This window comes from Thermomonospora umbrina (assembly GCF_003386555.1).
Lineage (GTDB): Bacteria > Actinomycetota > Actinomycetes > Streptosporangiales > Streptosporangiaceae > Thermomonospora > Thermomonospora umbrina.
Genome location: NZ_QTTT01000001.1, coordinates 3307473 through 3333473, shown reverse-complemented (window position 1 = coordinate 3333473; position 26001 = coordinate 3307473). Strand labels below are relative to the sequence as shown.

At 71.7% G+C, this 26001-nt stretch carries 25 protein-coding genes; 11 read left to right on the top strand and 14 right to left on the bottom strand.

What is annotated here, in order from left to right; all coding sequences use genetic code 11:
- The 5 genes from DFJ69_RS36165 to DFJ69_RS14850 form a co-directional block, all read right to left on the bottom strand.
- A complete protein-coding gene (locus tag DFJ69_RS36165; protein ID WP_281275851.1) occupies window positions 1–525 on the bottom strand; it encodes a septal ring lytic transglycosylase RlpA family protein in 525 nt (174 codons plus the stop codon).
- A gap of 436 nt (window positions 526–961) precedes the next feature.
- Entirely contained in the window at window positions 962–1765 is an 804-nt protein-coding gene (locus DFJ69_RS14865; protein WP_147312311.1) for a hypothetical protein, read from the bottom strand.
- A gap of 290 nt (window positions 1766–2055) precedes the next feature.
- On the bottom strand, window positions 2056–3159 hold the full coding sequence (locus DFJ69_RS14860; RefSeq protein WP_116023037.1) for a ferritin-like domain-containing protein: 1104 nt from the start codon (window positions 3157–3159) through the stop codon (window positions 2056–2058).
- A 174-nt stretch (window positions 3160–3333) separates the two neighbouring features.
- The gene (locus DFJ69_RS14855) at window positions 3334–3936 is read right to left on the bottom strand and encodes an LURP-one-related family protein (RefSeq protein ID WP_245974386.1); all 603 of its coding nucleotides are present in this window, start codon (window positions 3934–3936) and stop codon (window positions 3334–3336) included.
- A gap of 103 nt (window positions 3937–4039) precedes the next feature.
- Entirely contained in the window at window positions 4040–4663 is a 624-nt protein-coding gene (locus DFJ69_RS14850) for a TetR/AcrR family transcriptional regulator (RefSeq protein ID WP_245974747.1), read from the bottom strand.
- A 99-nt stretch (window positions 4664–4762) separates the two neighbouring features.
- Between DFJ69_RS14850 and DFJ69_RS14845 the strand changes: the two genes are divergently transcribed.
- Window positions 4763–6091 (top strand): GH1 family beta-glucosidase, encoded by a 1329-nt coding sequence (locus DFJ69_RS14845; protein ID WP_116023035.1) that lies wholly within the window; start codon window positions 4763–4765, stop codon window positions 6089–6091.
- 24 nt (window positions 6092–6115) lie between these two features.
- Window positions 6116–7501: a VWA domain-containing protein gene (locus tag DFJ69_RS14840; protein WP_116023034.1), complete on the top strand. Its 1386-nt coding sequence runs from the start codon at window positions 6116–6118 to the stop codon at window positions 7499–7501.
- A gap of 1 nt (window position 7502) precedes the next feature.
- Here DFJ69_RS14840 and DFJ69_RS14835 read toward each other — a convergent pair whose 3' ends face one another.
- The 3 genes from DFJ69_RS14835 to DFJ69_RS14825 form a co-directional block, all read right to left on the bottom strand.
- The gene (locus tag DFJ69_RS14835; protein ID WP_245974384.1) at window positions 7503–8576 is read right to left on the bottom strand and encodes a CapA family protein; all 1074 of its coding nucleotides are present in this window, start codon (window positions 8574–8576) and stop codon (window positions 7503–7505) included.
- Between the two features lie 85 nt (window positions 8577–8661).
- Window positions 8662–9744, bottom strand: coding sequence for a CapA family protein (locus tag DFJ69_RS14830; RefSeq protein WP_116023032.1), 1083 nt, complete (start codon window positions 9742–9744; stop codon window positions 8662–8664).
- A 135-nt stretch (window positions 9745–9879) separates the two neighbouring features.
- The gene (locus tag DFJ69_RS14825) at window positions 9880–11085 is read right to left on the bottom strand and encodes an SGNH/GDSL hydrolase family protein (RefSeq protein WP_147312310.1); all 1206 of its coding nucleotides are present in this window, start codon (window positions 11083–11085) and stop codon (window positions 9880–9882) included.
- A 165-nt stretch (window positions 11086–11250) separates the two neighbouring features.
- Here DFJ69_RS14825 and DFJ69_RS14820 point away from each other — a divergent pair, with 165 nt between their 5' ends.
- Entirely contained in the window at window positions 11251–12426 is a 1176-nt protein-coding gene (locus DFJ69_RS14820) for an aminotransferase class V-fold PLP-dependent enzyme (protein ID WP_116023030.1), read from the top strand.
- 7 nt (window positions 12427–12433) lie between these two features.
- Here the strand turns inward: DFJ69_RS14820 and DFJ69_RS14815 are convergent, their stop codons facing one another.
- The 3 genes from DFJ69_RS14815 to DFJ69_RS14805 form a co-directional block, all read right to left on the bottom strand.
- A complete protein-coding gene (locus tag DFJ69_RS14815) occupies window positions 12434–12952 on the bottom strand; it encodes a cupin domain-containing protein (protein ID WP_211328625.1) in 519 nt (172 codons plus the stop codon).
- Window positions 12953–13023: 71 nt separating this feature from the next.
- Window positions 13024–14034 carry an SPFH domain-containing protein gene (locus tag DFJ69_RS14810; protein ID WP_170177658.1) on the bottom strand — a complete coding sequence of 337 codons (1011 nt, stop codon included), beginning with the start codon at window positions 14032–14034 and terminating at the stop codon, window positions 13024–13026.
- 2 nt (window positions 14035–14036) lie between these two features.
- Window positions 14037–14468 (bottom strand): NfeD family protein, encoded by a 432-nt coding sequence (locus tag DFJ69_RS14805; protein WP_116023028.1) that lies wholly within the window; start codon window positions 14466–14468, stop codon window positions 14037–14039.
- Between the two features lie 232 nt (window positions 14469–14700).
- On the opposite strand from DFJ69_RS14805, the gene DFJ69_RS14800 reads away from it, so the two are divergent.
- The 7 genes from DFJ69_RS14800 to DFJ69_RS14770 all read left to right on the top strand — a co-directional run bounded on the left by DFJ69_RS14800 (window position 14701) and on the right by DFJ69_RS14770 (window position 22706).
- Window positions 14701–15975 carry a sulfotransferase family protein gene (locus DFJ69_RS14800; protein ID WP_116023027.1) on the top strand — a complete coding sequence of 425 codons (1275 nt, stop codon included), beginning with the start codon at window positions 14701–14703 and terminating at the stop codon, window positions 15973–15975.
- Between the two features lie 107 nt (window positions 15976–16082).
- Window positions 16083–18305 (top strand): molybdopterin oxidoreductase family protein, encoded by a 2223-nt coding sequence (locus DFJ69_RS14795; RefSeq protein ID WP_116023026.1) that lies wholly within the window; start codon window positions 16083–16085, stop codon window positions 18303–18305.
- Window positions 18306–18438: 133 nt separating this feature from the next.
- Complete coding sequence (locus DFJ69_RS14790; RefSeq protein WP_211328972.1) at window positions 18439–19302, top strand: formylglycine-generating enzyme family protein; 864 nt, start codon at window positions 18439–18441, stop codon at window positions 19300–19302.
- A 427-nt stretch (window positions 19303–19729) separates the two neighbouring features.
- A complete protein-coding gene (locus DFJ69_RS14785) occupies window positions 19730–20605 on the top strand; it encodes a Rieske (2Fe-2S) protein (protein WP_245974382.1) in 876 nt (291 codons plus the stop codon).
- Between the two features lie 69 nt (window positions 20606–20674).
- Window positions 20675–20929 (top strand): hypothetical protein, encoded by a 255-nt coding sequence (locus DFJ69_RS14780; RefSeq protein WP_116023024.1) that lies wholly within the window; start codon window positions 20675–20677, stop codon window positions 20927–20929.
- A 110-nt stretch (window positions 20930–21039) separates the two neighbouring features.
- Window positions 21040–21855, top strand: coding sequence for an SAM-dependent methyltransferase (locus DFJ69_RS14775; protein ID WP_116023023.1), 816 nt, complete (start codon window positions 21040–21042; stop codon window positions 21853–21855).
- Between the two features lie 80 nt (window positions 21856–21935).
- Window positions 21936–22706 carry a sulfite exporter TauE/SafE family protein gene (locus DFJ69_RS14770; protein ID WP_116023022.1) on the top strand — a complete coding sequence of 257 codons (771 nt, stop codon included), beginning with the start codon at window positions 21936–21938 and terminating at the stop codon, window positions 22704–22706.
- 19 nt (window positions 22707–22725) lie between these two features.
- Here the strand turns inward: DFJ69_RS14770 and DFJ69_RS14765 are convergent, their stop codons facing one another.
- Window positions 22726–23514: an ABC transporter ATP-binding protein gene (locus tag DFJ69_RS14765; RefSeq protein ID WP_116023021.1), complete on the bottom strand. Its 789-nt coding sequence runs from the start codon at window positions 23512–23514 to the stop codon at window positions 22726–22728.
- Between the two features lie 225 nt (window positions 23515–23739).
- Between DFJ69_RS14765 and DFJ69_RS14760 the strand changes: the two genes are divergently transcribed.
- The gene (locus DFJ69_RS14760) at window positions 23740–24519 is read left to right on the top strand and encodes a hypothetical protein (RefSeq protein ID WP_116023020.1); all 780 of its coding nucleotides are present in this window, start codon (window positions 23740–23742) and stop codon (window positions 24517–24519) included.
- Between the two features lie 76 nt (window positions 24520–24595).
- On the opposite strand, the gene DFJ69_RS14755 is transcribed toward DFJ69_RS14760, so the two are convergent.
- Together DFJ69_RS14755 and DFJ69_RS14750 are read right to left on the bottom strand one after the other, a co-directional pair.
- The gene (locus DFJ69_RS14755; RefSeq protein WP_211328624.1) at window positions 24596–25300 is read right to left on the bottom strand and encodes an RDD family protein; all 705 of its coding nucleotides are present in this window, start codon (window positions 25298–25300) and stop codon (window positions 24596–24598) included.
- Between the two features lie 121 nt (window positions 25301–25421).
- Entirely contained in the window at window positions 25422–25868 is a 447-nt protein-coding gene (locus DFJ69_RS14750) for a DUF2752 domain-containing protein (RefSeq protein WP_116023018.1), read from the bottom strand.
- Window positions 25869–26001: the final 133 nt, after the last annotated feature.

The following is a 26001-nucleotide window of genomic DNA, read 5'->3' as shown; positions in this document are numbered from 1 at the left end:
TCAGGTCCTGACGAGCACCTCGTACTCGACCGGGATCACCCCCGAGCCGGTGCCCCCGACGGAGGTCATCGCGGCCTTCGACAGGTCGAGGCAGCGTCCGCCGACGTAGGGGCCGCGGTCGTTGATGCGCACGACGACGGAGCGCCCGTTGCGCCTGTTGGTGACCCGGACCTTGGAGTGCATCGGCAGGGTCTTGTGCGCGGCGGTGAGGGCGTCGGGGTCGAAGCGCTCACCGCTGGCGGTGTCCTGGGGCTCCCAGTAGTACGACGCCTGGCAGTTGCCCCCGCCGACGACCCGGTAGGACGGCCTGGCGGGCTCGGAGGCCGTTTCGCCGGAGGACTCCTCGACCGGCTCGGCGGCCGGCCTACGGGGAGGTGGAGCGCCGTCACGGGTGGCGGGCGGCGGTACGGGCGAGGCCGCGGCCCGGCCGGCGTCGCCGGTGTTCAACAGGGCCCAGGTGCCGGCCGTGACGACGGCGACGGCGACTCCGGAAACGATCAGGAGGGTGCGAAGACGGGCACGCACAAAGGGATCCTTCGATCGGGGACAGGACCCCGGACGCCGCCGCCCTCGGCACGCGTGCATCGCGTCCGTGCGGCGTCTCCGGCGCGTCGAGCGGCGGTGCCGCGCGCCGGTCGGGCGTTCCGCTTCATCGCGGAGATATCGCGCAATGGCGTCCGGTACGCGTGGCGAGGGGCACGCTCACGGCGTCCCCGAGGCCACGCACAAGTCCCAGACCGTATGCGCAGCGGGCTCCGTTTCCGACCACCGGAGGGGCGTTTGTGTGATTTGTCACGCCATTCTTCGGCCGTATGGAGTCATTCGCCTGCGCATCGTGACCAAAAGATCTCTGGTGCGACCGTGCTTATATCGAAAAGGTAATAGAACAATGGCCTGAAACGATCAAGGGCGTGCGGCCCGGGAGATCCCGGGGCGCACGCCCTCGTGATGGGGCCCGCGGTCAGCCCACCAGACCGCCGAGCGGGCCGGTCAGCGGGCCGGTCAGCGACCCCAGCGGGTTGCCGGCGGCCGGCCCCCCGGGCGACAGCGGCTGGGCCGCGCCGGGGAGTCCCCCGAACAGGCCGCTGAGACCGCTCGGCGACGCCGCGGGCAGGATGGTGTTCAGCGTCATCACCGGGTCCACCGGCACGGTGGTGGTCGAGTACGCCGGGTCCGGCGCCGGGCGGTGCGGGTTCACCGAGGTGCGCAGCCCGCCGGCGCCGACGTGCGGGCTGCCGAGCGAACCCAGCGCCCCGGAGCCCGGCTGCACGCCGCCCGTCAGCCCGCCGACCAGGCCGGCCGGGTCGGTCAGCCCGCTGAGCCGCCGCGAGGTGGTGTGCCGGACGTTGCCGCACTTGCGGACCGACCGCACCTTGGACTTGGCCTTGGTCTTGCGACGCGGCGCGGCCTTCCGCAGCGGCCCCTGGATGCCGTCCACCGCACCCTCGGCGACGAACGCGCACTCGGGCACAAGGCCGGTGAGACCGAGCTGGTGCTGCGCCTGCGCGACCGCGTTGCCGCCCAGGTCGGTGAGCGGCCGGGGGCCGCCCTTGGGCCGTGGCCGGCCCGCCCGAGCGTCGTAGGGCACCGGCGCCAGCAGGCTGACCACCATCGGGACGGTGCTCTGCACCGCCCCTTCGGCCAGGTGCCGGACCGGCGCAGTGGTGGCCTGCGCGGGCGCGGGCACCGCGGCCGGCAGTACGACGACCGCTGCCAGCGGCGCCAGCATGGATGTTCTGATCAGCTTGCTGAGAGATCGATTCATCTGTCCCCCCCGAGAAATTCGACGATGACCCTGCTCGTTGCTCGTTTTCGTGCCGCGGCCACAGCGGCACCATCGAGCGGGCACGCTAGTACAGCTCACGGGCCCTGCACAACGAATTCGGGAATTAATTTGGGGACCCGCTGAAGATCTGCTCAAATTGTTCGGTGACCGAGGTATGCCGCAATTCCTGGGGCCATGTCGGGCACGTCGGGCCATTCGGGACCCGTACGAATGCGGACGCGGGGCCCGCGGCGTCCGCCACGGGCCCCGCGTGCCGGGGGTCCGTCGTTCTACTCCGAGCCCAGGGCGATGGCGTCGGCCACCTCCGTCTGGCGTACGGCCAGCTCACGCTCCTCGCGCTCGCGGTCGTGGGCCTCGGCGACCTCCTCATCCTGGCGCATGAGGGCGGTGAGGTCGGCCTTGGCGTTGTCCAGCACACCCATGTCGGCGTACGCCTTCTGGACGTTGTCGCCCCAAAGCCCGATGTCCTTCACACAGGGGACGATCCGGCTGAACAGATGGGACTGGTAAAGGCTGAACATCTCCGAGTTCTGCACGTACTCCAGGCATTGTGCGACCGGCATGTCGAGGGTCTCGAAGACCTCGCGACTGGTGAACCGGTCGCGCATGAGATAGCAGCCCTCGACCACGAACTCCTCGCGCTCGGCGCGCTCCTTCGAGCTGAGCTCGGCGTAGAAGTCCTTGAGCGCGAGCCGGCCGAACGCCACGTGCCGGGCCTCGTCCTGCATCACGTACGCGAGCAGTTGCTTGACCAGCGGCGTGGTGGCCATGTCGCGGTAGAGGCCGAAGGCCGCCAGCGCGAGGCCCTCGATCAGCACCTGCATGCCGAGGTACGGCAGGTCCCAGCGGCTGTCGTCCAGGGACTCCTTGAGGAGCTGGGCCAGGTCCTGGTTGACCGGGTAGTACATGCCGATCTTCTCGTGGACGAACCGGGCGTACAGCTCGACGTGCCGCGCCTCGTCCATGGTCTGGGTGGCGGCGTAGAACTTCGAGTCCAGGTCGGGCACCGACTGCACGATCCGGGCGGAGACGTTGAGCGCGCCCTGCTCACCGTGCAGGAACTGGCTGAACAGCCAGGACCCCTGGTGGCGGCCGAATTCGAGCCGTTCGGCCTCGCTCATCTTGTCCCAGATCTCGGAGCCGACGAGGGGGTTGAAGCTGTCGGGCAGGCCCACCACGTTGTAGGGGTCGACCTCCTGGTCCCAGTCGATGCGGAGCTGGGCGTCCCACTGCTTGTCCTTGCCCTTCTGGTAGAGCGAGAGCAGCCGGTCGCGGCCGTCGTCGTACTCCCAGGTGAATCGCGTGTCGGCGGCCGTGGGGACGTCCCAGGTGTCCTTGGGGACGGCGGTGACGTAGCGGTCGTAGGAACTCACGGGTGCGAAGCCTCCTCGGGTGAGGCGGGATGGACGGCAGGCTCACCGTCCTTTACATGACTTCCTAACATGTAAAGTGCGTTCCCGGCCATACCCGAGCACTTACCACCTCGTTACGTGACCGCACGGTCATGCAGCGTTCGTCCCGTTCCGGGGCCGGTGGCGACGACGGCGTCAACGGGATTGGAGGGCGTCCAGCGCCACCGCCTGGGCGATGACCAGCCGGCGGTCCAGCCGCGGATCGGCGATCGAGACCATGTACCGGTCGCGGAACCCGAATTTCTTGTCCACGGAGAAGACCACCTGGTCACCGGCCGTGAAGTCGAAGTGGTAGGGCCAGGCGAACGGAATGGCCTCGACGAACGGCACGATGCCCCACACGCGTCGCAGGATCGCCACGAACCGGTTCCGCTCGGTGCCGGTGACCGTGCCGAGACCGGGCTGCTCCACGTGCCAGGTGGAGGACAGCAGGGACTTCTTGAAGTCCTTGCGGAACAGTCCGATGGTCGCCCCGGTGTGGTCGGTGACGTCGTAGGTCGCGCCGAGGTCGATGCGACTGCGCGCCTTGAACCGAAGGAACGGCCGCTGCTTGCCGGTGTCGGAGTAGAGGGTGACCTCCTCCTTGAAGGCCAGCCGTTTCTGCTGCGCGAAGGCCACCAACTCGCCCTCGGAGCCGTCGTGCGCCGCGGTGCGCACCTCGTACTGGTTGACCATCGGCCGCAGGCGCTGCCGGATCAACAGCCTGTCGCTCGTCTGGAGCCCGTCCACACCGATCACCCGTTCCGTCCGCTCGTGAATGCCGCAGGAGAGGGGCGGAGTCTCCCACAGGGAGAGAACGGGCGAAGCGCCGCCGATGTGCCCGGACCGGGACGGACCGGGATCAGGCCCGCTCGATGTGGCCGGCGAGATAGCCGTGGATGAGCCGCTTCGCCTCCGACAGCACCGCGGGCTCGCCGTCCGGATCGCGACGGAAGGCCATCTTGAGGACGGCGTCGGCGGCCTCCACCGCGATGGCCACCGCACGGGCCATCTCCGGGGTGTCGGCGACCCCGAACACGTGCACGATGAGCTGCCGCAGCCGGTCGGCGACCACCGCGTTGTTGTCGGCGGAGTCGTCCAGCAGGTTGACGTCGGCCACGTCACCGAAGCGCAGCACCCGGAAGCCGGGCACGCTGCGGTGCAGCTCGACGAAGATGTCGATGATGGCGCCGACCGTGTCGGACCAGTGCTCGAAGGTCTGCTCGGCCAGCAGCCCGGAGACCCGGTCGCCGAACAGCTCCAGGTTGCGCAGCGCCAGCGCCTGGGCGACCGCGCGCTTGTCGGGGAAGAACTGATAGACGGACCCGATCGCCACCTCGGCGCGCTGGGCGATCCGGGTGGTGGACAGCCCGTCGTAGCCGTCCTCGTCGAGGATCTCGGCGCAGGCGTCGAGCATCCGCTGGACGCGTTCGGCGCTACGGCGTTGGGCGGGACGACGTCGCAGTGGGGTGGCCCTCGTCTCCATCACGAGCCCATTCTCCCCCGCTGGGCGCATTGACCGGCACGGGTCGGCGCTCCGTTCTAGTATGCGAGAACTATTCACGTTCATTGAGGGAGACATCACATGGCGTTCCCACCCGACTTCCGATGGGGCGTGGCGACCGCGGCCTACCAGATCGAGGGCGCCACCGGGGAGGACGGGCGCGGGGACTCGGTGTGGGACGTGTTCTGCCGCGAGCCCGGCCGGGTCCGCGACGGGCACACCGGTGACGTGGCCTGCGACCACTACCGGCGCTGGCCCGACGACCTCGACCTGATGGCCGGCCTCGGCGTGGACGCCTACCGCTTCTCCATCGCCTGGCCGAGGATCCAGCCGAACGGACGGGGCCCGGCCAACCCCGAGGGCCTGGACTTCTACGACCGTCTGGTGGACGGAATGCTGGAACGGGGCCTCACCCCGTTCCCCACCCTGTTCCACTGGGACCTGCCGCAGGCGCTGGAGGACGCGGGCGGCTGGACCGTCCGCGACACCGCCCACCGGTTCGCCGAGTACGCCGCGGTGGTGGCCGAGCGGCTGGCCGACCGCGTCGGCGCCTGGATCACCCTGAACGAGCCGATGGTCGTCACCGCGTACGGCTACGCCTTCGGGGTCTACGCGCCCGGCCGCACGCTGCTGCTCGACGCGCTGCCGACCGCCCACCACCAGTTGCTCGGCCACGGGCTGGCGGTGAACGCGCTGCGCGACCTGGGGGCCCTTCAGGTGGGCCTCAGCAACCACTACACGCCCGCGTGGGCGGCGGACGAGTCCTCGGCGGACGACCTTCGGGCCGCGGCGACGTTCGACCTTTTCGCCAACCGGCTGTTCACCGACCCGGTGCTGTACGGCCGCCACCCGGACCTGTCGCCGCTCGGGGGGCCCGACCCGGCGTCGTACGTCCGGGACGAGGACCTCGCGGTGATCGCCGCGCCGATCGACTTCCTGGGCGTGAACTACTACCAGCCCACCCGGGTGCGCGCCGCCTCCGGGCCGCTGCCGTTCGAGATCGTCCCCATCGAGGGGCACCCGACGACCGGGATGGGCTGGCCCGTCGTGCCGGACGCGCTGCTGGCGCTGCTGCGCACGCTGAAGGAGACGTACTCCGCGTCGCTGCCGCCGCTCCTCATCACCGAGAACGGCTGCGCGTACGACGACCGGCCGGGCCCGGACGGCGTCGTGGACGACCCCGAGCGCGTCGCGTTCCTGGAGTCGCATCTGGACGCGGTGCGCACGGCGATCGCCGACGGTGTCGACGTGCGGGGCTACTTCGTGTGGTCGTTCATGGACAACTTCGAATGGGCCGAGGGCTACCATCCCCGCTTCGGCCTCGTGCACGTCGACTACGAGACCCAGCGCCGCACGCCCAGGTCGTCTTATGGCTGGTACCGGGATTTCGTCGATTCGTCCCGTTCGTAAGGGCGAAGGGTCATACTCGCGTTCATGATCGTTCTTAATAAGGGCGCCAACGCGCCGCTGCCGGACGCCGACCTGACCGTCCGGGTGCGGTGGGCCACGGGGCCCGGGACGCCGGACGTGGACGCCTCGGCGCTGCTGGTGGGGGCGAACGGCAAGGTGACCTCGGACGCCGACTTCGTCTTCTACAACCAGCCGGAGGCGGCCGGTGGCGCGGTCCGTCATCTCGGCGGGTCGGGTGAGCAGCGGATCGACGTACGGCCCGGGGCGCTGCCGGGTCGGGTGGACCGGGTGGTGCTCGCGGTGTCGGTGGACCAGGGCACGTTCGGCTCGTTGTCCGGCCTGGAGTTGACCGTCGAGGACGCCTCCGGCGCGCCCGCCGCCCGCTACCCGGTGGAGGGCGCGGCGGGCGAGACGGTGCTCGTGCTGGGCGAGGTCTACCGGCGCGGCGACCAGTGGAAGCTGCGGGCGATCGGCCAGGGGTACGACACCGGCCTGGCCGGACTCGCCACCGACTACGGGGTGTCCGTCGACGACGAGCCCGATCCCGCCCCGGCTCCCGCTTCCGCGCCCGTTCCCGTTCCCGTTCCGGCCCCCGTCCCCGCTCCGGTTCCGGCGGCGGTGGCGGCGGACGAGAGCGCCCTCCCGCCCGACATGCGGCAGCGGATCTCGTTGCGCAAGCAGGCCGTGGGCGTCACCCTCGAGAAGAAGGGGCTCACCGGGGTCCGCGCCAAGGTGGCGCTGGTGCTCGACGCGTCGGGATCGATGTCCGCGCTCTACAACTCGGGCGCCGTCGGCCGGGTGGTCGAGCGGATGGCCCCGGTCGCCGCCCAACTCGACGAGAACGGGTCCCTGGACGCCTGGATCTTCGCCACCCGTTCCGCGCGCCTGCCGGCCCTGACGATCGCGGACCTGCCGAGCTGGGTTCCCGACCACGTCGGCCGGTACGAGTCGGCCAAGCGTCCGCAGGCGGGCCCCTCGCCCGAGGGCGGGAGGAAGTCCCGGCTGAGCCTCAAGCGGGGGGCCCGGCGGTTCGACCTCGGGTGGGGCAACAACGAGCCGGAGGTGATGGCCGACGTCATCGCGTTCTCTGAGGCCGAGCCGCCCGGCGAGCCGGCGCTGATCCTGTTCTTCTCCGACGGGGGCGTGCACCAGGATCGTCAGATCGCCGACCTGCTGCGCCGCGCCTCCTCGCTGCCGATCTTCTGGCAGTTCGTCGGGCTCGGCCGGGCCGACTACGGCATCCTCGAGGACCTGGACACGCTGTCCGGGCGGCTGGTGGACAACGCGGGCTTCTTCAGCATCGACGACATCGACCAGATCTCCGACGAGGAGCTGTACGAGCGGCTGCTGAGCGAGTTCCCCCGCTGGCTTCAGGCGGCCCGGGCGGCGGGCGTTCCGGTCGGGCGCTAGGTCACGGGGCGGCGGTCAGGCCCGTGCAGCCGCGCAGGCCCGTCCACCGCCGGTGCTCGGCCCTCGCGGCGGCACCGGTCATGAGCTGCGGCAGACCGCCGGAGATGCGGGCCGGCTTCCAGGCGGCCTTGGTGACCTGGCGGCCCTGCACCTTCAGCAGCAGAACGCCGGAGTTCGCGGTGGCGCCGTTGGCCGAGTAGAAGACGAAGTTGCCCAGCCCGTAGTGAACGTACTTGCCGCGCCGGAACCCGCCGCCCAGCGGGATGTGCGCGTGGCCGCCGACGATGATGTCGGCGCCGGCGTCGATGAGCTGGTCGGCCAACTCCTTCTGCCGCGGCAGCGGGCACGGCTGCATCTCCGCGCCCCAGTGCAGGTGCACGATGACGATGTCGGAGCCCTTGCGGGCGTCCTTCACCGCCTGCACCATGCGGTCGACCTCCTTGGCCGACGCCAGCCCGCCCTTGGTGTCGGTGGCGGTCCAGGCGGGGATCAGGTGGTCGTCCAGCACCTGCGTCGCGCCGACGACCGCCAGCCGGTTGCCCTTGACGGTGGTCCGATACGCCCGGTACGCCTCGTCGGCGTTCCTGCCGATGCCGACGGTCGGGAAGCGGGTCTGCTTGATCGCCCGGAGCGAGTCGCGGAGCCCGGACTCCATGAAGTCCATGCCGTGGTTGTTGGCCATCGAGGTGACGTCCACCCCGGCGGCCCGCAGCGCGGTGAACGCCGACGGCGGCGCGCGGAACACGAACTCCTTGGCGGGCGCGGGGGTGCCGCCCGTGGTGACGGCGGACTCCAGGTTCACCATCGCGAAGTCGGCGGCGCGCAGCGTCTTGGCGATGGGCCCCAGCGCGGTCCTCGGGTCGGACAGCCGGGCCCGCAGTTGCCCCTCGAAGTGGGTGTCGCCGCCGAACGCCAGGATGATCGGCTCCTTGGCGGGGGCGGCGGGCTTCCGGGGTCCGGTGGAGTCGGAGGAAGGGGGCCTGGTCTGGCCCTCGGCCTCGGGCGTGGGGTCGCCCCCGCCGCACGCGGTGGCGAGCAGCGCCAATCCCACAAGCGCCGCAAGCGCCGATCCCATGGCGCTCTTCCGTTGCATCGCCCTTACCTCCGGCTCGAAGTCGCGCTCAGCCTAGCCGGGAACGGTCCCTGCTCCGGGAGGGCCCTCAGGCGGGCCGCGCGGTGACGTTCGAGCAGGACCGAAGGCCCTCCCAGGCGGTGCGCGCCTGCTGGGCGGCGGCCCCGGTGAGCGGCTGCGGGATGCCGTCCGTGATGAGGGCGGGTGTCCAGTCGGCGCGGGAGACCTCGGCGCCCTTCGCGCCCCCGCCCGCCTTGAACGTGAGGGTCAGGACGCCGGTGGGCGCGGTCCTGGCGCTGGAGTTGTAGAAGACGAAGTTGCCCAGCCCGTAGTGGACGTACTTGCCCTTGAGGTAGCCGCCGGCCTGGAGGACGTGGGCGTGGCTGCCGACCACCGCGTCGGCCCCGGCGGTCACGAGTTGGTCGGCGAGCTGCTTCTGCACGTCGGTGGCGCAGGTGTTGAGCTCCTGGCCCCAGTGCAGGTTGACGATCACGATGTCGGCGTCCTTGCGCGCCTCCTGGACGGCCCGGACGAGCCGGGGCGCGTCCTTCGCGGAGGCGAGGCCGGCCTTGGCGTCGGTGGCGGTCCACGCCTGGATCAGGTTGTCGTCGAGGACCTGGGTCGCGCCGATGACGGCGACCCGGTTGCCCTTCACGGTGGTGGTCCACGGCCGGTACGCCTCGGCGGCGTTGTTGCCGATGCCCACGATGGGGAAACCGGCCTGCCTGCCTGCGGCGATGGAGTCGCGCAGGCCCGTCTCGCCGTAGTCCATGCCGTGGTTGTTGGCCATCGTGACCACGTCGACCCCCGCGCCCCTCAGCGCCCGGAACGCCGTCGGCGGGGCCCTGAAGACGAACTGCTTGGGGGCCGGGGCGCCGCCGGCGGTGATGGCGGTCTCCAGGTTGATCATCGAGAGGTCGGCGGCGCTCAGCGTCCGGGCGATGGGGCCCAGGGCGGTGTCGGGGGCGGTGTCGAGCCTGGTCCTGAGCCGCCCCTCGAAGTGGACGTCGCCGCCGAACGCCACGGTCAGCGGCTGCCTCGGCCCGTCCTTCCGACCGCCGGGGCCGCCGTCCTCGCCGAGCACACTCTCCAGCGGTCCGCAGCCCGCGGCGAACGTCATGGCCGCCGTGACGGCGGCCCCGATCGTGGCCGCTCGCAGCCGACGTCCCATCCCGTACCTCCGTGCGCGCCGCTTTCCGCCGTTATGTCGCCAGGTAGGACGCGTTCGGACGGGGACGGGTTCGCGCCCGACGGACATGACGAAGGGGCGCGTTCCTCCCGGAACACGCCCCCTGGCCTCGGCTGGTTACGCGTCTTCGAGCTTCGGCGTCTTCTTGAGGACCTCGCGGAACTCCTCGACGACCGTCTCGGCGGCGCCCTCGTGGTGCTTGACGTTGCCCTGGAAGAACCCGGGGCGCGGCCACCGCCTGCCGATGGCCTTCGGGGTCTGGTCGATCAGGCCCTCGATCCAGTCGCCGTGGGTGTTCGGCCCGGCGTCGGCGCACACGTCGTGCCCGGCCTCGCCCGGCTCCCACAGGCCCAGGAACTCGAAGTGGGGGTCGTTGGGCATGGCGTCGTTGATGATGACGTTGAGGTCGTCGATCACCTCGTCGCGCAGCCAGTTCAGATCCTCGTGGGTGATGCCGCCGAAGTGGTGCATCGCGGCCACGTCGGGCTTGACCGTCATCTGCTGGACCCGCCCCCAGGTGCACCGCCGGATGTCGTTCTCGTCGGGGATGATGAACGGGTACCCGACCGCCATGATCATCGCGTCGGAGTGCGCCTTGGCCCGGATCCGCTCCAACATGTCGGTGTAGGCGGCCTGGGTGCGGTCGAGCCGCTGCTGGATGCTCTCCACGCCGATGGGGGGCTTGGTGAAGTACTTCTTGCAGGGCGCGCCCTTGTTGCCGGTGGGCTCGCCCAGCCTCATGCACTTGGTGAAGATCTGGGTGAGCCCCATGTCGGCCCACCCGACACCCACCGTGACCAGCTTGGTGCTGGGCTTCACCGCCGCGAGCTGGGGGTGCTTGAGCCGGGGGAACTTCAGCGTCGCGGGGTCGCCGTCCGGGTCGACTGGAAAGTAGGGGTGGTTGGGCCGGCTCCACCCCGGCACGTTCTGCCCCTTGGGGGTCTGCGGCACGGCGACCACGTGGTCGATGAGGGCCCCGGCGCAGCTCACGTTGGACTTCAGCGTCACCCGCTTCTCGCCGGGCCTGCCCAAGACCTTGTCGACCTGGTTGGGCCACGCCTTATCGGTGCGGTCGCAGCCCTTACGGGTGCCCGCGCCCAACCGGCCGTCCACGAAATACGGTTCGGACCCCCGAGGGCCGCCGGGGCGGCTGCTGGCCGCGGCGATGCCGCCCGCGGAGAAGGAGTCTCCGAGCACCACCCACTCCAGAGGCGGGGGTTTGGGGCCCGCGGCCGCGTGCCCGGTCGGGCCGGGCAAGGCCGCCGCACCGGCCATCGCGAGGGACAGGCTCGCCGCCACTGCTCGGAATCGGCTACCTGACATGCGTTCTCCTTGAGTTCTTCCGGGCAGCCTGAACCACCGGCCCGGTACGCCAGGTAATTAGCCAATGACACAAAGTGAAGGGAAGGGGACGTTCCGTTCGCCGGAACGACCCGTGGGGCACACTCGCTGAGATCGCCTTCGCCCCCCGAGGAGAGGAACCCGAACGTGGATCTGGGCCGCATCCGATCGGAGACCCCCGGCTGCCGGGACGTCGTTCACCTCAACAACGCCGGTTCCGCGCTCCCGCCCGCCGTCGTCCACGACACCGTGGTCCGGCATCTGGAGCTGGAGGGCCGGATCGGCGGCTACGAGGCGGCCGACGACGCGGCGGACGCCCTCACCGCCTCGTACGGCGCGTTGGCGCGGCTCGTGGGGGCGCGCGACGACGAGATCGCCTTCACCGAGAACGCGACGCGCGCCTGGGACATGGCCTTCCACGCGATCCCGTTCAAGGAGGGCGACCGCATCCTCACCACGACCAGCGAGTACGCCAGCAACGCGCTGGGCTACCTGCTGGCCGCTCGGCGGCACGGCGCCGTCGTGGAGGTGGTGCCGGACGACGACCACGGGGGGATCGACCTCGACGCGCTCGCCCGGATGCTGGACGCCGGCGGCGTGCGACTGGTGGCGATCAACCATGTGCCGACCCATGACGGGCTGGTCAACCCGGTCGCCGAGGTCGGGAGGCTGTCCCGGAGGGCGGGGGCGCTCTTTCTGGTGGACGCCTGCCAGTCGGTGGGGCAGCTCGTGGTCGACGTGGCGGAGATCGGCTGCGACATGCTGTCGGCCACCGGGCGCAAGTTCCTGCGGGGCCCGCGCGGCACCGGGTTCCTGTACGTGCGCAGGGAGGTGACGGCGGAGCTGGAGCCGCCGTTCGTCGACCTGCGGTCGGCCGACTGGACGGGCCCGGAGTCCTACGAGCTGAGGCCCGACGCCCGCCGCTTCGAGAACTGGGAGCGGTTCGTCGCCGGGCAGCTCGGCCTGGCCGCCGCCGCGTCGTACGCCCTCCACCTCGGCATGGAGGCGATCGAGGAACGGGCCACGGCGCTGGCCGACCGGCTGCGCGCGGAGCTGGCGGAGCTGCCCGGCGTCACGGTGCACGACCGGGGGGCCCGCAAGAGCGCCATCGTGACGTTCACCCACGTCACCGTGGCCGCGCCGGAGATCGTCGCACGGCTGGCCGCCGGCCCGCGCCGCATCAACGCGCGCGTGGCCGAGCAGACCTACCGGTACGACGCGGGTGTCAAGCCGCCGCTGCGGGTCCGTCTGTCGCCGCACTACTACAACACCGAGGAGGAGCTCGATCTGGCCATCGCCGAACTCCGCGCGATCCTCCGCTGAGGACGCCTCAGACCCAGTGGTTGTCGTGCAGGAGGAAGAACTCCCGACGTTCCTCGTCGCTCATGTCGGCGACGCCGGCGATCCCCTCGAAGTAGCCCTCGCGCGGCGCGCCCGGCGCGAAGAGCAGGAGAAGGGACGTCGGCGCGTCGGAGGCGTTGTGGAACGCGTGGAGCCCGCCCACCGGCACGTAGAGGAAGTCTCCGGGGACCGCGTCGATCCAGCGCTCGCCGTCGAAGAGCCGCAGCGTGCCGTCGAGGACGTAGAACGACTCCGAGATCGTCCGGTGGAAATGGGTGCCCGGCCCCATCCCGTGGGGCGGCATGTCGACGCGGTACAGCCCGAACTCCCCGCCGGTGCCGGCGCCGGTCGCCAGATAGTGCGTGCGCTGACGCAGGCTCGCCCCGGTGACCCCCGCGTCCGCGCCGCCCGACACCAGGTCCGCCTCGGTGTCGGCCGGCCGGAACCTGGCGCTGACCTGACCGGTCACCCCCCCGTACCGGGGCGGCGGATAGCTCATGAACGACATCGGCGCTCCTCCTTCGTGCACGGGCACTCTCCGGGGTGCCCGTGCACGTCACGAGGTAACACGCGAGGTCCCTAGGAGGATCGGTCCTTCTTCTCGACCGGCACCGGGGTCTCCTCCGGCAGCGGGGCGGCGGAGGGCGAACCGGCCGTCAGCGCGGGCGCCCCGCCCTCCTCCCCCCGGTCGGCGGGCTCGGCCGGGCGGGCGGCGGCTCCCTCGACGGAGCCCCCGAACGCCTGGGAGACGGCCTGCAGCGCACTCGTCACCTCGCTGGGGATGACGAAGAACGTGCTGCCCTTGCCCTGCGCCAACTGGGGCAGCACCTGCAGGTACTGGTAGGCCAGCAGCTTGGGGTCGGCGTCGTGCCGGTGGATGGCGTTGAAGACCCGGCCGATGGCCTCCGACTCGCCCTCGGCCTCCAGGATCGCGGCGGTCTTGGCTCCCTCGGCCCGCAGGATCGCGCTCTGCTTCTCGCCCTCGGCGGTCAGGATCGCCGACTGCCGGGTGCCCTCGGCGGTGAGGATCGCCGCCCGCTTGTCCCGCTCGGCCCGCATCTGCTTCTCCATCGCCTCCTTGATGGTGGGCGGCGGGTCGATGGCCTTGATCTCCACCCGGTTGACGCGCACGCCCCACTTGCCGGACGCCTCGTCCAGCACCGCGCGGAGCTGGGTGCTGATCACCCCCCGGGAGGTGAGGGTGGCCTCCAGGTCCATGCTGCCGATCACGTTCCGCAGCGTGGTGATGGTGAGCTGCTCGATGCCGTGGATGTAGTCGGCGATCTCGTACTGGGCCGCGCGCGGGTCGGTGACCTGGAAGTACTGGACGGTGTCGATGTGGACGACCAGGTTGTCCTCGGTGATGACCGGCTGCGGCTTGAACGAGACCACCTGCTCGCGCAGGTCGATCAGCGGACGCACCCGGTCGACGAACGGGATCACGAAGTTCAGGCCCGCCTGCAGCGTGCGCAGGTAGCGGCCGAGGCGTTCGACGTTGCCCGCGCGGGCCTGCGGCACGATGCGCACGGTGCGGGTGACCACGATCACCACCAGCAGCGCGACGACGATCGACACGATCAGTCCGGCCACGATCACTCCCTCGGGTAGACCAATGCGGTGACCCCTTCGATGCCGAGGACGTCCACCTCGGTTCCGGCGGAGATGACCAGATCGGGGTCGTAGGGACGGGCGGTCCACTCCTCGCCGCCGATGCGGACCCGCCCGGCGTGCTTGGTGACGTCCGTCAGGGTCAGCGCCTCGCGGCCGATCAGCGCGGCGGTGCCGCTGCGCAGCGGCGGGGGCCGGCGGATCTGGCGCTGGGCGATCGGGCGCACCACGAACAGGCCGGCCGCGGAGGTCGCCACGAAGACGACGGCCTGCGCCGCCGGGGGGAGCCCCACCGCGGCGGTCAGCCCGGCCGCCAGCGCGGCGGCCGACAGCAGACCGAGGGCCAGGGTCAGCGTGAACAGCTCGACCACGCCCAGCACGGCGGCCACGATCAACCAGATGACCCAAGCCTCCATGACCACTCCCGATCGGGCGGCTGAACTCCCCCTGTGGTCAACGGTATCCCGTAAAAGGGCGGATTCGAGGGTGGATATATGCCTACTTAACTTGTAGATCAAGTTTGTCGCCTTCGGATGAAATGCCCCGCACACCCTTGGCTCGGCACTCAGGAGTCCGGACCGTCCCCTTGGATAGCGTGCCGGGACGCCGATGGCGTCGCGCTCGGCGCGCTCACGATGACGAGGTGACATGAGGCCCGCAGACGTCCACATCGATGACCTGGCCGACCCCCGCTGGACCGCCGAGGCCCGAGAGGTCCTGTCCGTGCTGGCCGCGATGAAACCCGCGTGCCCGTTGGAGCCCGAGGCGCTCATGGCGGCGGCCGTCCAACAGACCGAGACGGACGGGCGACGGCTGGACGACTTCGGCGACGACGCCTTCCGGGAGCCGCTGGACGTCCTGTGCCGCTCGCTGCGCGAGGAGGCGGGGCTCGCCGAGCACGGCCACGCGGTCTGGTACGCCCAGACGGTCGCCCAGCTCACCCAGCGGCTCCGGCTCCAGGACCTGCTGAACCGGCATCCCGAGATCCACGACGTGCCGATCGAGCGGCCGATCATCATCGCGGGGCTGCCCCGGACCGGCACCACGCACCTGCACAACCTGCTGTCCGCCGACCCGGCGCTGCGGCCCCTGCCCTACTGGGAGGTGTGCGAGCCCGTTCCGCCGCCCGGTGAGGAGGGGTCGATCGACGGCCGTGTACGGCGGGTCGCCGACTCGCTCGGCATGGTCCACACGATGCTGCCGTATCTGAAGCGGATGTTCGACCTGACGCCCACCCACTCCCATGAGGAGGGCGGCCTGCTGGCGCTGACGTTCGCGTCCACGCACCTGGAGATCCAGGCCATGCTGCCGTCCTACCGCGACTGGTACCTGGGCACCGACCAGACGTTCGCGTACGAGTACCTGCGCACCGCTCTGCAGGCCGCGACCTGGCAGCGCGGCGGCGGTCGCTGGGTGCTCAAGGCCCCGCAGCACCTGGAGCAGCTCGGCCCGCTGATGCACACGTTCCCCGACGCGACCGTGGTGGTCACGCACCGGGACCCCGTGGCCGTCACCGCGTCGCTGACCACCATGCTCTGTTACGCGCTCCGCGCGACCACCGACCCGATCGAGCCGCACGCCGTCGGCGCGTACTGGAAGCACCGCGCGGCGGCCTTCATGGAGCGCTGCCTGCGCGACCGCGACCTCGTCCCCAAGGAGCAGTCGATCGACGTGCTGTTCCACGAGTTCATGGCCGACGACATCGCCATGGTGGAGCGCATCTACGAGGTGGCCGACCAGCCGTTCACCGACGACACCCGCGCGTCCATGCAGGCGTTCATGGCCCGGCACCCCCGGGGACGGCACGGCCGCGTGGACTACCGCCTCGCCGACATCGGGCTCGACCTCGAGGAGCGGCGCAAGGCCCTGGCGCCCTACGCGGAACGCTTCGGGATCCGGGAGGAACAGGTCAGGGAGTACTAGAGCGCCTCTCCTCCTGGGGCCATCCGCCTCTTTCCCCCGGGGGTCATGGCGCACCGGCGGGCAGCGGGGCCATTATTGGTATGTTCCCGTACCTAAAGGAGCGTGCCATGAGCCGCACGGCGTACCGGACCTGTCCCCTTTGCGAAGCCCTGTGCGGGCTCGAGCTGACCCTGGACGACGGCGACCGGGTGATCGGCGTACGGGGGGACGTTCACGATCCGTTCAGCCAGGGCTTCATCTGTCCCAAAGGAGCGACACTCGGCAGGCTCGACGGTGACCCGGACCGGCTGAGCGGCCCGCTGCTGCGCGGCCCCGACGGCCCCGTCGACACCACCTGGAACGAGGCGTTCGACGAGGTGGCGAGGCGGCTGCGGGCCGTGGCCGAGCGCCACGGCAAGGACGCGATCGCCGTCTACATCGGCAACCCGACCGCCCACTCGATCGCCGGGCCGCTCTACGCGGGGGCCCTCGTCAAGGCGCTCGGCACCCGCAACGTCTACTCGGCCGGCACCGCCGACCAGATGCCCAAGCACGTCAGCGCGGGCTACATGTTCGGCGACCCGGTGGCCATCCCGGTGCCCGACCTCGACCGGACCGACCATCTGCTGATGCTGGGCGCCAACCCGTTGGAGTCCAACGGCAGTCTGTGCTCGGCCCCCGACTTCCCGGGGCGGCTCAAGGCCATCGGCGCCCGGGGCGGCAAGGTCACCGTGGTCGACCCCCGCCGGACGCGCACCGCCCGGCTCGCCGACCAGCACGTGCCGATCAGGCCCGGTACCGACGCGTACCTGCTGTTCGCGCTGGTCCACACGCTGTTCGCCGAGGACCTGGTGGATCTCGGCGCATCGGACGGCCGGGTGCACGGGCTCGACGACCTGCGGGCGCTGGCCGTGGACTTCTCCCCCGAGTTGGTCGCCGGCGTCACCGGCATCCGGCCCCTGCAGATCCGTCGGATGGCCCGCGAGCTGGCCGCCGCCGAACGCGCCGCCGTCTACGGCCGGCTCGGCACCTGCACCCAGGAGTACGGAACGCTCAACAACTGGCTGATCGACGTCCTCAACGTCCTCACCGGCAACCTCGACCGGCCCGGCGGCGCGATGTTCCCCCGCGCGGCGCACGTGCCGGTGTACCGCCGCAAGCGTCCGTTCAGCACCGGGCGGTGGCGGAGCCGGGTCCGCGACCTGCCCGAGGTGTTCGGGGAGTTCCCGGTCGCCACGCTGGCCGACGAGATCACCACCCCGGGCGACGGGCGGATCAGGGCGCTGATCACCATCGGCGGCAACCCGGCGCTGTCGGCCCCGGGCGCCGAACGGCTGGACGAGGCGCTCGCCGGGCTGGAGTTCATGGTCGGCGTCGACCCGTACCTGAACGAGACCACCCGGCACGCCCACGTGGTGCTGCCGCCGCCGCGCCCGGCCCAGACGCCGCACTACGACGTGGCGCTGCTGTCGTTCGCGGTGCGGAACTACGCGCGCTACTCCGCGCCCGCCGTCGGGCTGCCGGACGGCCGCCCGAGCGAGGCGGAGATCCTGGCCCGGCTCGCGCTGATCGCCTCGGGTGTCGAGGACGGCGACCCGGCCGGCCTCGACGAGATGATCGTGGCGTCGACGCTCGTCAAGGCCGTCGCCGTCCCCGGGTCCCCGGTGTACGGCAGGGAACCGGACGAGCTGGTCAAGGCGCTGAACGGCAAGGGCCCCGACCTGCGCCTCGACATGATGCTGCGGCTCGGCCCGTACGGTGAGGGCTTCGGCGCCGACCCCGAGGGCCTCACCCTCGCCAGGCTCCGCGACGAGCACCCGCACGGCGTCGACCTCGGCCCCTTGGAGCCCCGGCTCGACGAGGTGCTGTGCACCGCCTCCGGCCTGATCGAGCTGTGCCCGCCGTCGTTCGCCGCCGACGCCGACCGGCTCCGCGCGCGACTCGGCGAGCCCGCGCCCGCCGGGCTGACCCTCATCGGGCGGCGGCATCTGCGCTCCAACAACAGTTGGCTGCACAACGTCCCGGAGCTCGTCGGCGGCAGCAACCGCTGCACCCTCCAGCTCAACCCGGCCGACGCCGCCCGCCTCGGCATCGCCGCCGGCGACCCCGTCAGGGTCGCCTCCCGGGCCGGTACGATCGTCGCCGTGGCCGAACCGACCGACACCGTGATGGCCGGCGTGGTGAGCCTGCCGCACGGGTGGGGTCACGACCGGCCCGGCACCCGCGCGCGGGTGGCCTCCGAGCACCCCGGCGTCAACGCCAACCTGGTCACCGACGAGCGGGTGATCGATCCCCTGTCGGGCAACGCGGTCTTCAACGGGGTCCCCGTGACGGTGGAGCGCCTTGACTGACGCCACCCGGGAGCACGAGGGGCACGCCGCCTGCTGCGCGCCCGCGCCGTCGCTCGGAATGCCCACGCTCTCCCGCCGCCCGGCGTTCGACTTCGCGATCCCGGAGCGGACGCCGCAGGAGGTCGCCAAGGGCATGGCGGCGATCCCGGGCGGCGAGTTCCGGATGGGCGGCGCGGACCCCGACGCCTTCCCTCAGGACGGCGAGGGGCCGGTCCGCACCGTGCGGGTCTCTCCCTTCCTGATCGACAGGCACGCGGTCGCCAACCGACAGTTCGCCGCGTTCGTCAAGGACACCGGGTACGTCACCGAGGCCGAGCGGTTCGGGTGGTCGTTCGTCTTCCACGCCCATCTGCTCCCCGGCGCCCCGGTCCTGGACGGCGGGGTGTCCGAGGCGCCCTGGTGGGCGGCGGTCCCCGGCGCCTACTGGAAGGCGCCGGAGGGCCCCGGCTCCTCGATCGAACGCCGCCCCAACCATCCCGTCGTCCATGTGTCCTGGAACGACGCGTCCGCGTACGCCGCCTGGGCGGGCAAACGCCTCCCCACGGAGGCCGAGTGGGAGAAGGCGGCGCGGGGCGGCCTCGACCAGGCCCGCTTCGCGTGGGGCGACGAGCTGACCCCGCGCGGACGGCACCGGTGCAACATCTGGCAGGGCGAGTTCCCCCACCACGACACCGGCGAGGACGGCTTCACCGGCACCGCCCCCGTCAACGCGTTCGCCCCCAACGGCTTCGGGCTCCACAACGTGGCCGGGAACGTCTGGGAGTGGTGTTCGGACCGGTGGAGCAGCGACTGGCACGCCACGGAGTCCCCCGACACGCGCAACGACCCGAAGGGCCCCCCGGCCGGCGGGGCACGGGTCATTCGGGGCGGGTCGTTCCTGTGCCACGAGTCGTACTGCAACCGCTACCGGGTGGCCGCCCGCACCAGCAACACCCCGGACTCCACCACGGCGCACATGGGCTTCCGCTGCGCCGCCGACCCAGTGCCACGAAGGTGACGGACACGCGTACCTCAGCCCACCGGGGGAGCGACCCGCCCTTCACCAGATCAGCCACCGGGGGAGCGGCCCGTCCTCCACACCAGGTCAGCCACCCGGGGGCCTTGCCCGGTCCTTCAGGTGGGCGCCCCGGAGCGCAAGCGGAGGGGCGCCCACCTGAAGATCGCAAGACCGGGCGCGGGGGTGTGGGGGGTCGCCCCCCCACATAGGGAAGAGCCCACCTGAAGATCGCAAGACCGGGCGCGGGGGGCGTGGGGGGTCGCCCCCCACAAAGGGAAGAGTTGGCCGGTTTGGGGTAGGGAGGGCTAATGTCGCATCCGGCGTCCCGGGTGGGCGCCCGCGCTTCAGCGAGTGGCGCACCGTACCCAGTTCAGGGGGTTCGATGAGTGGACGGGCGAGCAAGATGTTCCGGCGCGGAACCCGGCCGATGCCGCGTACGCATCCCGCGGATGTGGCGGAGGGTCTGGAGCACGCCGACGGGCTCGACGGGGCGATCCGCTCGATCTCTTCGACCATCAACCGGATCCTGGGGCCGGGGCCCGCCAAGGACGTGCTGCACGGGGTTCCCGCCGGGCACCCGGCGCACCCGCCGTTGACGGACGTGCCGATCGGCTGCTGGATGTCGGTCGCGATCCTGGACCTGCTGCCCGGCACCGACCGCGCCGCCCAGACCCTGGTCGCGGCCGGGCTCGCCGGGGCGGTTCCGACGGTGTTGACGGGCTGGGCGGACTGGTCGGCGCTGCACCGTGAGCAGCAGCGGGTGGGTCTCGTTCACGCCTCCACCGTCGGCGCCGCCACCGTCCTGTACGCCGCGTCCCTGGTCGCCCGCCGCCAGGGCCGCCGCGGTGTGGGCCGGATGCTGGGCTACGCCGGGCTCACCGCCCTGCTCACGGGCGGCTATCTGGGCGGACATCTGGCGTTCCGGCAGGCGGCCGGGGCCAACCACGCCGATCAGGTGGCGCATCTGACCTCGCTGGGCTGGCACGACCTGTGCCCGGCGGACGAGTTGCCGGACGGCTGGCCGGTGCATCGGCGGTTGGGTTACATCAGCCTGTTCGTGATGCGCGAGGGCGACGAGATCCACGTCTTGGCGGATCGCTGCGCCCACTTGGGCGGCCCTCTGCATCAGGGCCGCATCGTCGCCGACCAGAACGAGGACACCTGCGTGGTCTGCCCCTGGCACGGCAGCACGTTCCGCGTCAGCGACGGCGCCGTCGTCCACGGCCCCGCCACGGGCCGCCAGCCCTCCTTCGAGACCCGCGTCATCGAGGACGGCACGCTCCAGGTCCGCGCGGTCCCGTAGGCGTTCTTCCCGGTTGAACGGCCTCTGGCCGGGTATACCTCGAATATACGTTCGAGCGGGGAGCGGCTCATGAAGGGTGACAGGGTCGAGATCGTCATCGACGCCGGGGAGGCCACCCGCATCTACGAGGTCAAGGCCACCCGCGCGGGCCGCCGTGTCGAGATCACCACCCGGCGCGGCGTCGTCGAGGTCAGCGAGGTGACCCGCAGCGGCACCGCGGTCCGCACCGCCCGGTTCATGGCCAGCCGCGTCCTGGCGCTGGTCGAGCACCCGGTCAACGACACGCGCCCCGACGAGTCCCCCGCCCTCCGCGACGCCGGCTGACGTCGGGGCGGCGAGCCTTCGGGCAATGTGGTCATTTCGTGCGGTCCCCGGCGGCCGGGCCGGCATGATCGCGTCGAAGCCCGCACACCTCTCCGCCGAAGGGTGCCTCCATGACCGACCCGACGCCCTCGCCCGACGAGTCGGCGCCCGTGCTCGACACCTCCACCCCGCACTCGGCCAGGGTCTGGAACTACTGGCTCGGGGGCAAGGACAACTACCCCATCGACCAGCAGGTCGGTGAGCAGGTCCGCGAGGTGTACCCGGGGATCGTGGACGTCGCCCGGCACGCCCGCGCCTTCCTGGGCCGGGCGGTCCGGTACCTGGCGGGCGAGGCCGGCATCACCCAGTTCCTGGACCTCGGCACCGGCCTGCCCACGGTCGACAACACCCACGAGGTCGCCCAGCGCGTCGACCCGAGCTGCAAGATCGTCTACGTGGACAACGACCCCCTGGTCCTGGTGCACGCCCGCGCCCTGCTGACCAGCACGCCCGAGGGCGTGTGCGAGTACATCGACGCCGACGTCCGCGACCCCGGCCACGTTCTGGAGCAGGCGGCCCGCACGCTGGACTTCGAGCGCCCGGTGGCGCTGATGATGCTGGGCATCCTCGGCAACGTGTGGGACGACGCGGAGGCCGTCGACATCCGCGACCACCTGGTGTCGGCCCTGCCGTCGGGCAGCTACCTGGCCCTGGAGGACGGCACCAACGCGGTGGACCCGCAGGCCGCCGCGCAGGCGGAGCAGACCCGCGCCGAGGCGGGCGACCCCTATCGGCTGCGCACCCCCGAGCAGATCGCCGCGTTCTTCGACGACCTGGAGCTCATCGAGCCCGGCGTGGTGTCGGTGTCGCGGTGGCGTCCCGAGGCCACCCCGTGGGGCGAGCCCGAAGAGGTCACCGCGTTCTGCGGCGTCGCCCGCAAACCCTGAACGTTCACCACCAGGCCCGGCGGGGCCTGTGACCGGCCCTTTCCCTACGATCGGCACGTGGCGAGACTTGCGGGGATCGGGTGAACGGGCTGGAGGCCGCCGCGGTGTTCGCGGCCGGCGTGGCCGCCGGGGGCATCAACGCGGTGGTGGGCTCGGGGACGCTGATCACGTTCCCGACGCTGGTGGCGCTCGGGTTCCCGCCGGTGACGGCCAACGTGTCCAACAACATCGGCCTGGTGTTCGGGTCCGCGGCCGGCGCGTACGGGTACCGCGAGGAGCTGAAGGGCCAGCGGGCACGGCTGGCGCGCCTCGGGGCCGGCTCGTTGGCGGGCACGCTGATCGGGGCGACGCTGCTCCTGGGGCTGCCGCCGGGCGCGTTCAAGGTGATCGTGCCGGTGCTCATCCTGGTGGCGCTGGTGCTGGTGGTGGTGCAGCCGAGGCTGAACGTCTGGCTGGCCGAGCGGCGTGAGCATCCGCACCCGCACGGCGGGCCCTGGCTGTGGGCGGGCGTGCTGGCGGCGGGTGTCTACGGGGGCTACTTCGGGGCGGCGCAGGGCATCATCCTGATCGCCCTGCTCGGCATCTTCCTCAACGACGACCTGCAGCGCCTCAACGGCGTCAAGAACGTGCTGGCCTTCGTCGCCAACGGGGCCGCCGCCGTGGTCTTCATCGCGGTGTGGGCGGTGGGGGGGACCGAGATCGACTGGATCGCGGCGCTGCTGATCGCCGTGGGCTCCACCCTCGGGGGACTGGTGGGGGCCTCGGCCGGGCGACGGCTGCCGCCGGCGGTGCTGCGGGGGATCATCGTGGCGGTCGGCGTGACCGCCATCGTCAACCTGCTGCGGGCCTGAGCGGAACGCTCCAGAGCGATCAGCGCGCGGCCCGGGCGTACCAGCGGCCGTACTGGCGTTCCACCCGCAGCGGCAGCCCGAAGGCCCGCGACAGGTGCTCCTCGGTGAACACCTCGTCGACCTTGCCCATCGCGACGACGGAGCCGCGGCGCAGCAGCATCGCGTGGGTGAAGCCCTCGGGGACCTCCTCCACGTGATGGGTGACCAGCGCCATCGTGGGGGCCATCGGATCGTTGGCCAGCGTCGACAGCCGGCCGACCAGGTCCTCGCGACCACCGAGGTCGAGGCCGGCGGCGGGCTCGTCCAACAGCAGCAGCTCCGGGTCGGGCATCAGCGCGCGGGCGATCTGGACCCGCTTGCGCTCGCCCTCCGACAGGGTGCCGAACCTGCGGCGGATCAGCTCGGCGCAGCCGAGGGCGTCCAGCAGCTCCACCGCGCGGGTGACGTCGGTGGAGTCGTACTCCTCGTGCCAGCGGCCGATGATCGCGTACGAGCCGGTCAGCACGAGGTCGATGACCTTCTCGTCCGGCGGGACCTTCTCGGCCAGCGCGGAGCTGGCGAAGCCGATGCGCGGACGCAGCTCGAACAGGTCGGTGCGGCCCAGCTCCTCGCCCAGGACCGCGGCCTCGCCCTCGGACGGGAACAGCATCGTGGCCGCGATCTGCAACAGCGTGGTCTTGCCCGCGCCGTTGGGGCCGATGACGACCCAGCGCTCGTTCTCGTTGACGTTCCATGTGACGTCGCGCAGCAGCATGGACTGATCGCGCCGAACCCCGACACCGCGGAGCTGGAGTACCTCGCCGCTCATCCGCCCCTGTTCCCTCGTCCCAGAGCCCTCGGGACCCGCCGTCCCGGGGATCCGCCTCGCAGGATCGAACCTATGTCATCAGAACGCCTCATGGGCGAAGAGCAAGGAGGGGAGAGCATCGGCCGGCGGCGAGGTGAACTCTCCCACCCCATGATTGGACATCGGACGGGGAAGACACTCACCATGACAGGGACATCACTGCGCTAAGTAGTCAGGGTGGTCTTGATGCAGGACGCGTTCCCTCCGCGCCGGGATTCGGCCGCGGCGCTGGTCGCCTGGGGGAATGCCTGGCTGTGCGGCCAGGTGGGCCTGGACGAGGCGGTCGACGCCATCGAGGAGACGACCACGCCGCAGATCGTGGCGGGGCTCCCCGACGATCCCGGCGACCTGCCGTTGCGGCGTGGGCTGGCGGTGCTGCGGGTGGCCGGGATGACCACCCTGCGGCTGGCGCTCCCCGCCCCCGGCGATCCGCTGGGGCTGACGGGGCCGCCCGCGCTCAACGCGGCGGCGGTGGAGGCGGGCGAGGCGGTGCTGGCCGTCGCCCGGGACGGCCCCGTCGGGCTCGTCCCGGTGGAGGACCGGCGCGGCTCGTCCTACGTGGGCATCCGCTGGCAGGCGTACGAGGCCCGGCCGGGCATCGCGGACGTGCCGTCGCTGGCCGAGGCCGACCATCGGCTCACGCTGGCCATGCGGGCCGCCACCGAGGCGCTGCTCACCGTGGACGGCGCGGCCGGGGTGCCGCCGGAGATCGCCGACGCCCTCGCCGACCTGCGCGACCCGGAGCGCGGGGCGACGCTGGCCCCCGGCTACCCGGCGCGGGCCCACCGGGTGGCGGCGCTGGCCGGGCGGCTGGCGCTGGTGGTCGACCTGGCCCGCAGGCTCGAGGGCCACGGGCTCACCGCCGAGCAGATGCGCCGCCGGGACGAGGCGTTGCGGCTGCTCGACCGGGCCGTCCGCCGGGCCCGGGTGGCCGCGCACAACAGCGCGTTCGATCCCGTGCCCTGAACGGCCCGCAAGGCGTCGCAACGACGACGGGGCGCCCCGGAGGACCCGGGACGCCCCGCGACGCGCGGTGCGGTCGTCAGACGCGGACGACGAGCGTGCGAACGATCTTGTCGGCGAAGGTCTGCTTCTTCTGGTCCCACAGCGGCCACAGGTACCCGATGTAGCAGGCGAGCCCGTCGAGGAAGTGGCAGAGGTAGCGACCGAAGGCCAGACCGAAGCCGGTGAGCTGGCCGGTGTCCTCGCGGATGAGCCGGATCCCGACGACCCGCTTGCCGATGGTCTGGCCCGTCGTGCCCTCGACGTACTTCTGCCACAGGATGACGCCGAACCCGACCACGTACCCGAGCAGCGAGAACAGCGAGCCCACCGCGGCGGAGTCGCCGGCGCTGGCGATGGCGGTCCCCAGGATGACGAAGAGGATCACCGGGATCGCGTAGATCAGGGCGTCGATCAGGAAGGCGCCGACCCGGGTCCCCCACTCGGCGAGGTGCATCTGGCCGCCGCCGTAGTAGTGGTGATGAACGTCCTGGCCGTAACCGGGCTGAGCCGGGGGCTGGCCGTAACCGGGCTGGGCCGGGGGCTGGCCGTAACCGGGCTGCTGCGGCGGCTGCTGACCGTAGCCCGGCTGAGCCGAGGGCTGGCCGTAGCCGGGCTGGGCCGGCGGCTGGCCATAACCCGGCTGGGCCGGCGGCTGCTGCCCGTAACCGGGCTGCTGGCCGTACCCGGGCTGCTGACCGTACCCAGGCTGCTGCTGGCCGTACGGGTCGTAGGGATTGCCCACGCTCACTCCTTATTGATTGACCCTGTGGTTCCGTCTGACGTCCGTCAGACCCGCCGGGCTCCGTGAAACTCACCAACGGCGGACACGCACTCACGCTCGCGGCCTCGCGGCGGCCTCTCGCCTACATGCGCAGGAGATCGAACCTGGCGAGCTGCCACAGCTCGGAAGCCACGAGGGCGGCTCCGAGCAGCCGGGCACGGGTGCCCGGCCGGAGCGCCCACCATCGGCCTCCGGGGCCCAGCGGTGCGACGGCGAGACCGGCCGCGGCCACCAGCACGACCGGGTTGGCGGCCGCGGCCCGGACCGGATGCCCGGCCCCGAGCTCGATGAACACGGTCGTTCCGCCGCACAGGGGACAGGGGATCCCGGTCAGCGCCCGCAGGGGGCACAGCACGCCGGGGTCGTTCACACGGTGGATCCAGGCCACGGCGACGGCCGCCACGGCCATCGCCCCCACCCGCAGTGCCACGCCCAGGACGCCGCGCCGCGCGGCGGAGTGCACCCGGTCGACGACACCGGTGACGCCGTACGACGTCCCGGCGCCGGCCGCGCCCGGCACCCCCGCCATGAAGACCCCTCCGCAGTGATGGCACTGTCCACTGAATGTCCGAATGACCCGTATACCGGGTGCGACCCTAGCAAGGTCAAGCGAACAAGGACATCCGCGACCAGACCGTGACCTGGGGCGAGACGGGATCCGC